The 13020-nt window shown below is 47.7% G+C and carries 16 protein-coding genes and 2 pseudogenes; 11 read left to right on the forward strand and 7 right to left on the reverse strand.

Translation table 11 applies throughout. From position 1 onward, the window contains the following. Positions 1-89: 89 nt before the first annotated feature. The 3 genes from ACWJJ4_RS01380 to ACWJJ4_RS01390 all read right to left on the reverse strand — a co-directional run bounded on the left by ACWJJ4_RS01380 (position 90) and on the right by ACWJJ4_RS01390 (position 1462). On the reverse strand, positions 90-284 hold the full coding sequence (locus ACWJJ4_RS01380; RefSeq protein ID WP_003150901.1) for a YwbE family protein: 195 nt from the start codon (positions 282-284) through the stop codon (positions 90-92). A 129-nt stretch (positions 285-413) separates the two neighbouring features. After that, positions 414-1094, reverse strand: coding sequence for a CidB/LrgB family autolysis modulator (locus ACWJJ4_RS01385; protein WP_012118753.1), 681 nt, complete (start codon positions 1092-1094; stop codon positions 414-416). Then, positions 1076-1462, reverse strand: a complete 387-nt coding sequence (locus ACWJJ4_RS01390) for a CidA/LrgA family holin-like protein (RefSeq protein ID WP_007407725.1) — start codon at positions 1460-1462, stop codon at positions 1076-1078. Before ACWJJ4_RS01390 ends, ACWJJ4_RS01385 begins: the two co-directional genes overlap by 19 nt. 106 nt (positions 1463-1568) lie before the next feature. On the opposite strand from ACWJJ4_RS01390, the gene cidR reads away from it, so the two are divergent. From cidR to ACWJJ4_RS01420, 6 genes and pseudogenes are all read left to right on the forward strand, one after another. Next, positions 1569-2477 carry a cidABC operon transcriptional activator CidR gene (cidR, locus tag ACWJJ4_RS01395; protein ID WP_426720671.1) on the forward strand — a complete coding sequence of 303 codons (909 nt, stop codon included), beginning with the start codon at positions 1569-1571 and terminating at the stop codon, positions 2475-2477. 2 nt (positions 2478-2479) lie between these two features. Further along, complete coding sequence (gene thiM / locus ACWJJ4_RS01400; RefSeq protein ID WP_146283953.1) at positions 2480-3298, forward strand: hydroxyethylthiazole kinase; 819 nt, start codon at positions 2480-2482, stop codon at positions 3296-3298. Then, complete coding sequence (gene thiE, locus ACWJJ4_RS01405) at positions 3295-3969, forward strand: thiamine phosphate synthase (protein WP_003150910.1); 675 nt, start codon at positions 3295-3297, stop codon at positions 3967-3969. The genes thiM and thiE overlap by 4 nt, the downstream gene beginning before the upstream one ends. Before the next feature lie 72 nt (positions 3970-4041). Then, positions 4042-4364, forward strand: a pseudogene (locus ACWJJ4_RS01410) (Efem/EfeO family lipoprotein); the annotation flags it as partial. A gap of 18 nt (positions 4365-4382) precedes the next feature. Next, on the forward strand, positions 4383-5639 hold the full coding sequence (gene efeB, locus ACWJJ4_RS01415) for an iron uptake transporter deferrochelatase/peroxidase subunit (RefSeq protein WP_146283954.1): 1257 nt from the start codon (positions 4383-4385) through the stop codon (positions 5637-5639). Positions 5640-5724: 85 nt separating this feature from the next. After that, a complete protein-coding gene (locus ACWJJ4_RS01420; protein ID WP_094247393.1) occupies positions 5725-6327 on the forward strand; it encodes a DsbA family oxidoreductase in 603 nt (200 codons plus the stop codon). 20 nt (positions 6328-6347) lie between these two features. Here ACWJJ4_RS01420 and ACWJJ4_RS01425 read toward each other — a convergent pair whose 3' ends face one another. From ACWJJ4_RS01425 to ACWJJ4_RS01435, 3 genes are all read right to left on the reverse strand, one after another. Continuing rightward, positions 6348-7022: a glycosyltransferase family protein gene (locus tag ACWJJ4_RS01425; protein ID WP_326374905.1), complete on the reverse strand. Its 675-nt coding sequence runs from the start codon at positions 7020-7022 to the stop codon at positions 6348-6350. Further along, positions 7022-7702: a class I SAM-dependent methyltransferase gene (locus tag ACWJJ4_RS01430; protein WP_003150915.1), complete on the reverse strand. Its 681-nt coding sequence runs from the start codon at positions 7700-7702 to the stop codon at positions 7022-7024. Before ACWJJ4_RS01430 ends, ACWJJ4_RS01425 begins: the two co-directional genes overlap by 1 nt. 217 nt (positions 7703-7919) lie before the next feature. Beyond that, a complete protein-coding gene (locus ACWJJ4_RS01435) occupies positions 7920-8081 on the reverse strand; it encodes an anti-repressor SinI family protein (RefSeq protein WP_029972917.1) in 162 nt (53 codons plus the stop codon). A 335-nt stretch (positions 8082-8416) separates the two neighbouring features. Between ACWJJ4_RS01435 and ACWJJ4_RS01440 the strand changes: the two genes are divergently transcribed. The 4 genes and pseudogenes from ACWJJ4_RS01440 (at position 8417) to galT (ending at position 11286) form a co-directional block, all read left to right on the forward strand. Further along, a complete protein-coding gene (locus ACWJJ4_RS01440) occupies positions 8417-9040 on the forward strand; it encodes a TetR/AcrR family transcriptional regulator (RefSeq protein ID WP_003150919.1) in 624 nt (207 codons plus the stop codon). Between the two features lie 79 nt (positions 9041-9119). Continuing rightward, a complete protein-coding gene (locus tag ACWJJ4_RS01445) occupies positions 9120-9506 on the forward strand; it encodes a GtrA family protein (RefSeq protein ID WP_032857211.1) in 387 nt (128 codons plus the stop codon). A 46-nt stretch (positions 9507-9552) separates the two neighbouring features. Next, a pseudogene (locus ACWJJ4_RS01450) lies at positions 9553-9662 on the forward strand (galactokinase family protein); the annotation flags it as partial. 82 nt (positions 9663-9744) lie between these two features. Further along, the gene (gene galT, locus ACWJJ4_RS01455; RefSeq protein ID WP_454021374.1) at positions 9745-11286 is read left to right on the forward strand and encodes a UDP-glucose--hexose-1-phosphate uridylyltransferase; all 1542 of its coding nucleotides are present in this window, start codon (positions 9745-9747) and stop codon (positions 11284-11286) included. A gap of 16 nt (positions 11287-11302) precedes the next feature. On the opposite strand, the gene ACWJJ4_RS01460 is transcribed toward galT, so the two are convergent. Beyond that, on the reverse strand, positions 11303-11548 hold the full coding sequence (locus ACWJJ4_RS01460; protein WP_003150926.1) for a GlsB/YeaQ/YmgE family stress response membrane protein: 246 nt from the start codon (positions 11546-11548) through the stop codon (positions 11303-11305). A gap of 502 nt (positions 11549-12050) precedes the next feature. On the opposite strand from ACWJJ4_RS01460, the gene qoxA reads away from it, so the two are divergent. Continuing rightward, entirely contained in the window at positions 12051-13016 is a 966-nt protein-coding gene (gene qoxA / locus ACWJJ4_RS01465) for a cytochrome aa3 quinol oxidase subunit II (protein ID WP_014306059.1), read from the forward strand. The last annotated feature ends 4 nt before the right edge of the window (positions 13017-13020 follow it).

Genomic DNA, 13020 nt, shown 5'->3' on the forward strand with positions numbered 1-13020 from the left:
AAAATTTTTTGTATATAAAGGGAGAACATATGAGGATTTCATTGCTGAAATTAAAGAAAAAAAGCCGGGCGTGAAGCTCCGGCTTTTTTCTATTCAATAATGTGCTGCACCCGGCCGATTCGCCCGTCTTCAAGGCGGACCTTAATGCCGCGCGGGTGGAAGCTTGAGTTCGTCAAAATATCCTTGACGATTCCTCTTGTCAGCTTTCCTGAACGCTGATCGGCTTTCAGGACGATATCGACTTCAAGTCCTTTTCTGATGCTGCTTCGCTGCTGGCCGTTCATATGACACATCCGTTCTTCAGTCTTTTCACTTCATGTCTTATCATATCGTGTTTTCGTCTTTTTATGAAGGACAGACAAATCAATTCTTCATGGCAACTAAAAAAAGACCGCTCTGTAAGGAGCAGTCTTTTATGACATAAACGAAAGCAAAATCGGGGCCGCGCACAGTGTCATAATCGCGGCGAGAATCATGGACACGCTTGAGATCGTTCCTGATACGGAGCTGAGCTCAAATGCTTTAGATGTTCCCGCTCCGTGCGCGCTAGTTCCGAGCAGCACGCCCCGGGCAATTTCGTTATCAATGCGGAAATAGCGGATGACCATCGGCCCGATGATCGTTCCCAATAAAGCTGTTAAAATGACGAAAACCGCTGTAACGGCCGGCATCCCGCCGATCATTTCTGAAACGTTCATGGCAATCGGCGTCGTCACGGATCGCGGCACGAGACTGTCGACTAAGCTGCTGCCGAGATGGAACCATTTTGCGATAAAGGCTGTTGACAGAATGGCGATACATGAACCGACCGCTACGTTCAAAATAATTTCCACGGCGTATTTCTTTAAAATCGGGAAATATTTATAAAGCGGGATGGCGAACGCCACTGTTGCCGGCTGAAGCATATCGGTCAGCAGTCCGCCGCCGAGATTGTATGTCTGATACGGGACATTGACAAGAAGCAGCAGGACGACCAAAACAGCGGGCGTAATCAGAAGCGGCGACGTATACACCCGCGGAAAACGAATGTAGAGTTTTTTCGCGCCCAAATACACTAAGACAGTTAAGAATAAACTTATGATTCCGATGAACACGTTTGTTTTTTCTCCTTTCTTTTTGCTATCAGCTGTGTAAGCGTACCTGTTGAAACCATCACGACAAATGTGCTGATGACGACGACAAGTAAAATGCTTACGCCGAATTTAGACATAATATCTCCGTATTCAATCACTCCGACGGCAGACGGGATGAAAAACAGCAGCAGCTCACCGAGGAGCCATGCTGCGCCAAGCTCAATCCATTCAAGTTTGATAATCTTGAAGTGCAATAATGTGAAAAGAATCACAATCCCGATTATACTGCCGGGAATATTTATATGAAGAGCCGCCGTGACCCAATTGATCAGACGCGCAAATATAAACAGCAGAGCGATTTGAATAACGGTAAGCAGCAATTTTTTCATAATGATGCCTCCCTTATATTTATATTGTACAGAAGGTTTTGCTATAGGTAAAATACATATAAAGAATAATATGTATTCCTTTTGTCTATAGAAAGGATGAAATGTAATGGATATACGGCACTTAACGTATTTCTTGGAAGTGGCCCGTTTGAAAAGCTTTACGAAGGCTTCGCAGTCTCTGTATGTTTCACAGCCGACAATCTCAAAAATGATTAAAAACCTGGAGACGGAGCTCGGCATTAAGCTGTTTTACCGCAATGGCCGGCAAGTTGAACTGACTGACGCCGGGCAGAGCATGTATGTGCAGGCGCAGGAAATCACAAAGTCATTCCAAAACCTGACGTCAGAGCTGAACGATATTATGGAAGTGAAGAAAGGGCACGTCCGCATCGGTCTTCCGCCGATGATCGGGTCCGGCTTTTTCCCGAGAGTGCTCGGTGACTTCCGCGTCACATATCCCGATGTGACGTTTCAGCTTGTTGAGGACGGCTCTATTAAAGTGCAGCAAGGGGTGGAGGACGGCTCGCTTGATATCGGGGTCGTCGTCCTTCCCGCGAATGAAGAGATTTTTCATACCTTCACAATCGTCAAGGAAACCCTTATGCTCGTCGTCCATCCGTCACATCGGCTCGCTGACGAGAAAGAATGCAATCTTCATGAATTGAAAGAAGAGCCGTTCATATTTTTCAGGGAGGATTTTGTCCTTCATAATCGAATTATGACGGAATGCGTGAAAGCCGGATTCAGGCCGCACGTCATTTATGAAACGTCACAGTGGGACTTTATCAGCGAAATGGTATCCGCCAATCTCGGTATCGGCCTGCTGCCGGAAAGAATCTGCCGCGGTCTTGATCCTGACAAAGTCAGAACCATTCCGCTCGTTCATCCGGTCATTCCGTGGCACTTAGCCATCATTTGGCGGAAGGACCGCTATATGTCCTTTGCCGCCAGAGCCTGGCTGGAGCATACGAAATCATATTTATGGAATCCGAAAAAGAGAAAAAAGGATGATTAGACATGGACGCACAAACCGCAGCTCAACACTTGAGTAAAGTGCGGGATCAAAACCCGCTCGTTCACAGTATCACCAATAATGTCGTCACGAACTTCACCGCTAACGGACTGCTCGCGCTCGGCGCATCACCCGTTATGGCTTATGCAATTGAGGAGGCCGCCGACATGGCGAAAATCGCCGGAGCGCTCGTCCTGAACATAGGCACCCTCAGCTCGGCGTCGGTTGAAGCTATGATCGCAGCCGGAAAATCGGCCAATGAAAACGGTGTTCCGGTCATTTTTGATCCGGTAGGCGCCGGCGCCACGCCGTTTCGGACGGCATCAGCCCGCAAGATCATACAGGAGGTCCGCTTGTCCGTCATTCGCGGAAATGCCGCGGAAATCGCCAATATTGCCGGCGCCCCTGATTGGAAGATAAAAGGCGTGGATGCGGGGGAAGCCGGAGGAGATGTGGTTCAGCTCGCTAAGACGGCTGCAAGCGGGCTGAAGACGGTCATTGCGATTACCGGAAAAACCGACGTCATCTCCGACGGCACCGATACATACGCCGTACATAACGGTGATAAACTGCTGACGAAGGTGACGGGGGCGGGATGCCTGCTGACGTCTGTAATCGGAGCCTTCTGCGCAGCGGGGCAGGACGTTCTGCAAGCGGCCGTTTCAGCCGTTTCTGTATACGGAAGCGCCGCTCAGCTTGCCGCTTTGGACACCTCCCATAAGGGGCCGGGCAGCTTCCAGATTGAGCTTTTAAACAAGCTGGCAAGCATCTCAGAACAAGAAGCGGCCGAGCTTGCCGCAATTGAAAGGGTGATAGAAAAATGACGCGTATTTCTCGGGAAATGATGAAGGATATGTTATCGGTTTATTTTATTATGGGATCAAACAATACAAGCGCAGACCCGGTTTCCGTGGTGAAAAAAGCAATTGAGGGCGGCGCTACGCTTTTTCAATTTCGGGAAAAGGGGAGCGGTTCTTTAACAGGGGATGAACGTGTCCTGTTCGCGAAGCGGGTGCAGGATGTCTGCAGGCAGGCCGGGATTCCTTTCATCATTAATGATGATGTCGAATTGGCCTTGCGCCTTGAGGCGGACGGAGTGCATATCGGACAGGATGACGCAGACGCCGAAGAAACGAGAGCGGCAATCGGCGATATGATTCTCGGTGTGTCAGCACATAACGTCTCCGAGGTGAAGCGGGCGGAAGAAGCCGGAGCCGATTACGTCGGAATGGGCCCGGTCTATCCGACCGAAACAAAAAAAGATGCTGAAGCCGTGCAGGGCGTTACATTGATTGAAGAGGTACGGCGTCAGGGCATCACCATTCCGATTGTAGGAATCGGCGGCATTACGGCTGACAACGCGGCGCCCGTCATTGAAGCGGGTGCAGACGGCGTCAGCATGATCAGCGCCATCAGCCAAGCCGAAGATCCAAAAGCGGCGGCGCGGAAGTTTTCAGAGGAAATTCGGCGCTCCAAAGCAGGGCTGTCCCGATAGGGCGGCCCTTTTTCTGTGTGTGCAAAAAGGCAGTGACGGACTTGGAGAATATAAGCCGTATGTCAAGAACAGAGCAATCAGCTTGCAATATCGACCGAAGCGTTTGACGGCTCTATCGCTTCTCTCAAAGTGACGCCTGAACCAATCACCGTCGGCGCCGAAGGCTCAAAAGCCCTCTATAAAACAGTGAATAGCGCGCAGTGAGAGATCATTTCGAGGTCACGGAAAAACTTAATGCGGAATTCAGCGAATTTGAAGTTTTGATGTCGAAATACAAAACGTGCGATCAATCGTATACGTCTTGTGATACATTAAGTACAGATCAAATCAGAGAGATAAGCACGAAGCTGACGGCCCTTTCTGAAACCATGTCGAAGATTGCCGATGTGCTTTAAAAGGAGTTAAGACACAGCATGAGCGATGAACATAACAAGGAAAAACAGATCCACAGACGGGATGTCCTGAAGTGGGGCGCCGTCGCGGGCGCAGCCGTCGCTGTCGGAGCGAGCGGCCTCGGAGGACTCGCGCCGCTCTTCAAACCGGCGGCCACCGCTTCAAAGAAGAATGATGAAAAACATGATCGTGATCAAATCGTTCCTTTTTACGGAAAGCACCAAGCAGGAATCACAACGGCCCATCAGACGTATGTGTATTTTGCGGCGTTTGATGTCATGTCAAGCGACAAAGCCGATGTCATCTCCCTTTTCAAACAATGGACAAGCCTGACGCAGCTGCTGACTTCAGGCGCCGTCCCGTCAGGCGAACAGAAAAATAAATATATGCCTCCGCAGAATACCGGGGAGTCGCAGGATCTGGCACCGGCGAATTTGACCGTTACCTTCGGCTTCGGCCCCGGGTTTTTCGAGAAAGACGGGAAGGACCGCTTCGGACTGAAAGATAAAAAACCGAAGCACCTCGCCGATATTCCGCCGATGCCTAACGACAAGCTCGATAAGAAACAAGGCGGCGGTGATATCGTCATACAGGTCTGCGCGGATAATGAACAAACGGCGTTTCACGCGGTGCGCAACCTGATGAAACAGGCATCGGGTGTGTGTGAAGTCCGCTTTCTCAATAAAGGTTTCTTAAGCGGCGGAAAAAACGGAGAAACACCGCGCAACCTCTTCGGATTCAAAGACGGCACCGGCAACCAAAGCACGAAGGATGAAAACCTGATGAATTCGATCGTTTGGGTTCAATCAGGAGAGCCGGACTGGATGACGGGCGGCACGTACATGGCGTTTAGGAAAATTAAGATGTTTTTAGATATATGGGACCGTTCATCCTTGAAGGAACAAGAGGACACGTTCGGGCGGGTGAAAAGCTCGGGCGCGCCTTTCGGACAAAAAAAGGAAACCGATCCCGTGAAGCTGAATCAAATTCCCGCCGACTCGCATGTCAGCGTGGCAAAATCAACCGGCAGACAGATCCTGCGCCGGGCATTTTCCTATACGGACGGAATTGATCCGAAGACGGGCTATGTTGACGCAGGCCTGCTGTTTATCTGCTTTCAAAAAGACCCGGACCGCCAATTTGTCCCGATGCTGAAGGCTTTGGCGGCAAAGGATGCGCTGAATGAATACACACAAACGATCGGCTCTTCCTTATTCGCCTGTCCCGGGGGCTGTAAAAAAGGAGAATATATCGCCCAAAGGCTGCTGGAATCGTGACACCTTCCATATGGAAGGTGTTTTTTAAAAAACTCTTGTAACTATAAAAGTTACAACTTAAAATGATAAGGAAAGGAGACTTACAATGACACTGCAGATTAAAGTATATTCGGATTATGTATGTCCGTTTTGCTATGTCGGCAAAACGGCGTTTGAAGAAGCTATCAAAGACAAGGACGTACAGGTGGAATGGATGCCGTTTGAATTGCGTCCGAGCCCCTCGCCGAAACTTGATCCGGTGAATGATCCCGCCAAGCGGCAGATGTGGAAAAACTCCATTGAGCCGATGGCGCAGTCGTTAGGCGTTGAAATCACGTTCCCCCGCGTGTCACCGCATCCTTACACGGATTTGGCATTTGAAGGCTTTCATTTCGCAAAGGAACATGGGAAAGGAAGCGAATACCATACACGCGTTTTTCAGGCGTTCTTTCAGGAAGAACAAAATATCGGTGACGTTGGCGTGCTGACAAAGCTTGCGGAAGAAGCCGGACTTGACGGCGCTGCCTTCAAAGAGGCGCTTGAGACAAGAGCGTACAAGGACGTACAGCGGGAAGCGCTCCGCCATGCTTATGAGGAAGCCGGCATTACGGCAGTGCCGACGTTTATCATCGGCGATGAGAGAATCCCTGGCGCGGCGGGAAAGGAAACCTTTGAACAAATCATTGAGCGGGAACTGAATAAACGTTAACCCGAAAAAAGCCCTCTCGATCAGCGAGAGGGTTTTGCCATATAATGTTTGATAAATGTTTGTCTGTCCGCTTCATATGCCGCGGCGTCAAATGAGTCGCCGCAAAAATGAAGGCACCAAGGGTCTTTCTGGCAGGCGACGCCGACTTGATAGCCGTGTTTTTGAAATTCGAGCGACTGTGATGTGTCGTAAAAATGAAAGCCGCGAAACAAATCCTCCCGCCACTCCACGTCATATTGAGCCGCCATTAACAAGCCGTCAATGGCGTCAGCGGGCGTAAACAGGCCGTCTTCATCACCGTGCTCAAAATCCAGCGGGTGATAAGCATTCCCCCGGTATTCAATCACTTTTCCCATCCGCTGTCCGCTTTCCCACCAAATGCCGTTCGGCGGCAGGGTTTTGCAGCCGGCGACACCGAGAAGGCCGAGCTCCTGATGAGATTGAAAGATATGAAGCATGTCATGAAGGAAATGCTGATGAATGATAAAAGTATCCTGATGCAGATAAATTTTATATTTGGAGGGGTGTTTCAGCGCTTTGTTGTAGGACGAGGCCATGCTTGCTGAATCGTATATCGGCAAGATATCAACGGAGTATGAAGGGGGGACGGTAAGCTGCATGATATGGCTCTTGCACCGGGAGTACAGCGACTCATCATTCACACAGACGACAAACAGAAATGAATGTGCATCCATTACATGCTCCTCTCGGCCTCAATCACATATTGATAGGCCGATGCTTCTGTCATAAAGTCATGCCTTATGCCAAGCTGTACGCATACTTCGTGCAATGATGCGATGGCTTTGTGGTAAGAAGGGTGATCAACGCGGATCGCCTCAATGCGTTTGACCTCATAGCCGGCGGCTTTAAATAATGAAAGAGTCTCTTCCCGGGTAAAAAAACGCAGGTGGGTCTGATCCATTAATCCGGCGTCACTGTACGTCCATTTGCCGGCTAAAAGCTCCAGCACGACTGAGATGTGGCCGACATTCGGTATGCATGCAAGCACAGTGCCGTCTTTTTTTACATAAGGACGAAGCTTTTTCAGCACTGTCCACGGGTCGATAAGATGCTCAAGAACGTCTCCGAACAGCATGCAGTCGAATTGCTCTGATTCGTACGGAAGAATGGCGGATTCAATGTCGCCGCAAAGCACATGGCTCAATTTGCTTTCCGCCTTTTTTGCGGCTTCGGGATACGCTTCAATGCCGTAAACCGTTATTCCGCGGTCTTCGATCGCCGCTCCTAAATTGCCCGTTCCGCAGCCGACATCAAGCACTGTCCGCCAGTTTTCGTCTATTTTGTTCAATAAATAAGGATTCAGGCCTTCGTAGTAGTTCTGTTGTTTTTCATCATAATAGGGATTCGTATCCATCTGTGTATCACCTCATAAATGGGCATAATACACAAGATATGCAGCGGGGGGATCTCATATCACCATGTTTGGCTGTTCAATTGCGGAATACGGACGGGAATGGTTGTCCGGTATACGGTTTGTTCTCTGATTCCCCTCTTATTGCGGGTGTTCCTTTGAAAACTCAGGTGCGGGCGGACTGTGGCAGGTCATATAGTAAAAGGATCCGCCTGTAATCTTACCGCTGGCGGATGGTGTTTTTCATTGGTGTTTTTTTCTTCACCGCTTTTTCAGTATTTAAGAAGCGCCTCACATCGTCAATGTTCAAACCCATGATTCTAGCCTCTTGAATTAACAATTGCCAATCTTGATCTATATCTTTCATTACATGAGTTTTCATAAGAACCTCCAATTGAAAAATTGATTTGCCCAGCTACAGCAGCCAATGTATAACAAATATCACACATAGTTGGCCGGTAATCCCAAATTGAAGATGAATTCACCTACCTATTCCCTAAGAAAATGACTGAAATAACCAAAATCCTTCAAGAATTCTTACATATAATAATAAACAAATAAATACTGACTGGATAGTATGCAAATAAAAATAAACCATATGACCTATTAATATTTACCCTCAAAACGTCGAATAGCATATTCTTTTTGCATAAAAAATACCGCAAAAGAATGATTCGGTGTAAGATAAAGTGAATGATCAAACAGCTGGGGTAAAAAATGAAAAAAAACAAATTTCAAATTAAGAGAGAAGAAACATTTGAAAGTTTTATTGACGCAGGCCTTCATCTCCTGATTGAAAGAGCTTACGATTCAGTCTCAATCGATGACATCAGTAAAGCGGCGGGTTTCAGCAAAGGGGCGTTTTACGTTCATTTTGAAAGCAAGGAAGATTTTCTGAAGCATTTGTTAGAGAGGCGTCAGATTAAAAAAAGGATCATCACTGGCTATCTCGACGAATTAGAAAAGCAAACAGAGCGGCCGTTGACGCTTTGTGAAGCCGCGGCCAGCGCGGCCAGCCTGTTGATGCGGTTTGTAAACAGCAAGCCTGCCTGGAATGTTGTGTCTTTTGCCGTTCATATGCCTACTTACAAAGTCGTCAGTGAATATGAAGCTTATATCCGTCTTTATAAGTTATGGATAGAAGAAAGCACCATGTACATAAATTGGCTCAAATCGAGAAATTTAATAGAAGACCATATAGATACCGAGCATACCGCTAACATGATGTGCGCGCTCATCGACGGGATGATTAAGCAATCCAATGTGCTGGGAAGGCCGGTTACTTTCCGCAGCATGTTTGACGCGCTCTATGTTTTTGTCAGCGGCAGAAAATCAGGGTAACGTTCTTCTTGATTTGACAAAAGGTTTAGAAAAGTCTTTCAGAAAGCGAGGAACTGCCATGCGCTACAGAGAAATTATGATGTATATCATTATGGGGATATTCACGACCATCGTGAATATCGTCAGTTTTTACATTCTGACGTCGGCATTTGAGATGGATTACAAGGCGGCGACTGTCGCCGCTTGGATTCTGTCCGTTCTATTTGCTTATGTTACGAATAAACGGTATGTCTTTCAGCAAAAGACCGCGGGGATGCGGAGTCTGATGAAAGAATTAACGGCCTTTTTCAGCGTGCGGGTACTGTCTCTCGCCATCGATCTCGCCATGATGATTCTTCTGGTCAGTCAATTTCATATGAACGAAACATTGGCGAAAATCGCCGATAACGTCATTATCGTAGTCGTCAACTATGCGGCCAGCAAGTGGATTGTCTTCAGAAAAGCGAAAGAAGAAGGCGTGTCATAACCGTTTCTTTCCGCGTCCCGGGGGGAAAGTGTAATGGTGGAGGGGGATGCGTTTGAAGCGCAAAATAAAGAAAGCGTTTGCTGATGTATTCGGGGAGCCCGAGACCTGCGCTTTTTCTTTGCGCCCGGCAGAGTGAATCTCATCGGAGAGCTAACGGGGGCCGCTATGAGGAGAAGACAGGGAGAAACTGACTTTTACACGGCGGATATCGGAGCGAGAGAACTAAAGGGGGATGACGATGGCAATTGAGCGGCACGTGGAACGTTTAATCCGGTACGGATTGCAAAAAGAGCTGATTTCATTTCTTGATATTGAATATACAAGAAACCGTTTATATGAAACTTTGCATATTACCCATCCGGAGGCTTCAGAACAGAAAGAAAATGAATCGGCGGCATCATTGCCGGACATATTGGCCCCGATTTATGAATGGGCGGCAGAAACGGGCCGGATTGCAGCCGATACAGACACCTATCGCGACCTGCTGAGCGCGAAGATCATGGGCTGCTTTGCCCCGCAGCCGTCCGAGATTGTGCGTCGTTTTGAAGAAACAAAGGCGGTGCACGGGCCGGAGCAGGCGACAAAGGCGTTTTACCGATTTTCAGAGGATGTGTATTATATCCGTTCGGACAGAATACAGCGGAATGTCGGGTGGACGGCTGAGACGGCTTACGGAAAGCTGGACATCACGATCAACCTTTCAAAACCGGAAAAAGATCCGAAAGCAATTGCCGCTGCCAAAGAGCAGCCTCAATCCGATTATCCGGGATGTGTTCTTTGTAAAGAAAATGTCGGGTACGAGGGGAGACCGGATCACCCGGCGCGTCAAAACCTTCGTGTCATTCCGGTCATTCTCGGCGATGAGCAGTGGTTTCTGCAATTTTCTCCGTATGTGTATTACCGGGAGCATTGCATCGTTTTGAAAGACCGGCACGAACCGATGAAGATCAGCAAAAAAACGTTTGACCGGCTGCTGTCGTTTGTCAGCCAGTATCCTCATTATTTTCTCGGTTCCAATGCTGATCTGCCGATCGTCGGCGGCAGTATTTTAAGCCACGACCATTTTCAGGGGGGCCATTATGAATTCCCGATGGCGCGGGCGGAGACAGAAAGCCGATACAGGCTGCCTGACTATCCGAAAACGGTGCTGGGAATTGTGAAGTGGCCGATGTCGGTCATCCGCCTGCAAAGCGAGAGCGCGTCTGAGCTTTCCGGCGCGGCGGATGCCATCCTGCGGGCATGGCGCGGTTATTCCGATGAGGCGGCTGATCTCCTCGCCTGTTCAGGAGAAACACCGCACAATACAATTACGCCGATTGCCCGGCAGAGAAACGGTTTATTCGAATTAGATCTCGTCCTCAGAAATAACCGCACCTCTGATGAGCATCCGCTGGGAATTTTTCATCCCCATCAGGAAGTTCATCACCTGAAAAAAGAAAATATCGGACTGATTGAGGTAATGGGGCTTGCGATTCTGCCGGGCCGCCTTGAACAAGAAATGAAATACACGGCTGAAGCGCTGTGCTCACCGGACCCGGAAGCGGTCTTAACGGCAGCCCCTTCTGCGGCAAAGCATAAAGATTGGGCGCTCAGTGTGCTGCATAAGCGGAAGGTAACGAAAGAAAACGCGGAACAGATTCTGAAAGAGGAAATCGGCCATGCCTTTGCGCGGATACTGGAGCATGCCGGCGTCTTTAAACAGACAGAAGAAGGCAGAGCGGCTTTCCGGCGGTTTATCCGCCATTTGGGCGCTCTACCGGAAAAAAGCCCCATCCCATAAGGGACGAGGCTTTTTTTTATCCTCTGCTTCTGGCGATCAGGCTGAATAAGAATACCACGATCGCAGCTCCGATGATTGCCGGAATGATGGCAAAGCCGGCAAGGTGAGGACCCCATGTGCCGAGCAGTCCGTGCCCGATCCATGCGCCGATCAGACCGGCGATCATTGACCCGATGATTCCCCCGGGCATACTGCCTTTTACAAATAAACTTCCGATCCAGCCGATAATAATAGCGACAATCAGAGATACGATAAAACCCATAAATATCACTTCCTATTTTTTATTATTTATGCCTATATGTTTCCTTCGTTTTGTCCATATTAAACATATGAATGCGTTTTTTATAATGAACATATCAAGGCGCGTTCCGGTCTTTTTTTTCACAATGCGTTGCGTTAAAATGGAAACCGTGTGAAAAGGTGTGAGCAAAGGAAAAAATATTTCTTTTGTAGAATGTTTAACAAAATGAAACTTTTTGTTGACCAGCGATTTTTATTATGGTAAACCTTTATTTGGTATTATTCGTTCTCGCTATCTTTTTTCTCTATATATGCTAAATGATCTAAAACTTTTTATGTTTGATTTACGCAAGTGGAAAAAGTTCATGCATTTTTTGACGATTTTGTGACATTAGGTCGAAAAAAAGATGAACTTTAGAAAAAAATAAAGCTAATAAGGGCAGATTTTGATAGCATAACAAGGTAGATAGAGAAAAGATTTTGAGAAAGTACATTTCAGATTCACTACATCAATAGGAAGGATGGTGATCTTCTTGTTCAGAGCATTTAAACCGTTACTTTTATTAGCGATGTTGGCTGTTGTTTTCGTACTGGGCGGATGCAGCGACATTTCCGTTTTAGATCCGAAAGGACCTGTAGCAGACCAGCAGAAAGATCTGATTCTCTTGTCAATCGGATTTATGCTGTTCATTGTCGGCGTCGTATTCGTACTATTTACAATCATTTTAGTGAAATACCGCGACCGCAAAGGCAAAGACAGCGGAAATTACAAGCCCGAGATGCACGGCAACACGTTCTTAGAAGTAGTCTGGACAGTGATCCCAATTTTAATTGTTATTGCACTTTCTGTGCCTACCGTACAGACGATATATTCGTTAGAAAAAGCGCCTGAAGCGACAAAGGATAAAGAGCCTCTTGTTGTTTATGCTACTTCGGTAGACTGGAAATGGGTATTCAGCTACCCTGAGCAGGATATTGAGACGGTTAACTACCTGAACATTCCTGTAGACCGTCCGGTTTTATTTAAAATTTCTTCAGCAGATTCAATGGCATCGCTATGGATTCCTCAGCTTGGGGGACAAAAATACGCGATGGCGGGAATGCTGATGGATCAATACTTACAAGCTGACAAAGTGGGAACATATGAAGGCCGCAACGCGAACTTCACCGGCGAACACTTTGCCGACCAGAAATTCAACGTAAAAGCTGTTACGCAAAAAGACTTTAACAGCTGGGTGAAAAAAGCCCAAAGCGATTCTCCAAAGCTGACGAAAGAGAAGTATGACGAACTGATGCTTCCGGAGAATGTCGGAAAATTAACGTTCTCTTCTACACACTTAAAATACGTTGACCACGGCCAAGATGCCGAATATGCGATGGAGGCGCGCAAACGCCTTGGCTACAAAGCCGTATCACCGCACTCTAAAACAGACCCGTGGGAAGATGTAAAGAAAAACGAATTTAAAGTATCCGACGATAAACAAGATTGAAATT

Source organism: Bacillus sp. JK62, from assembly GCF_053663455.1.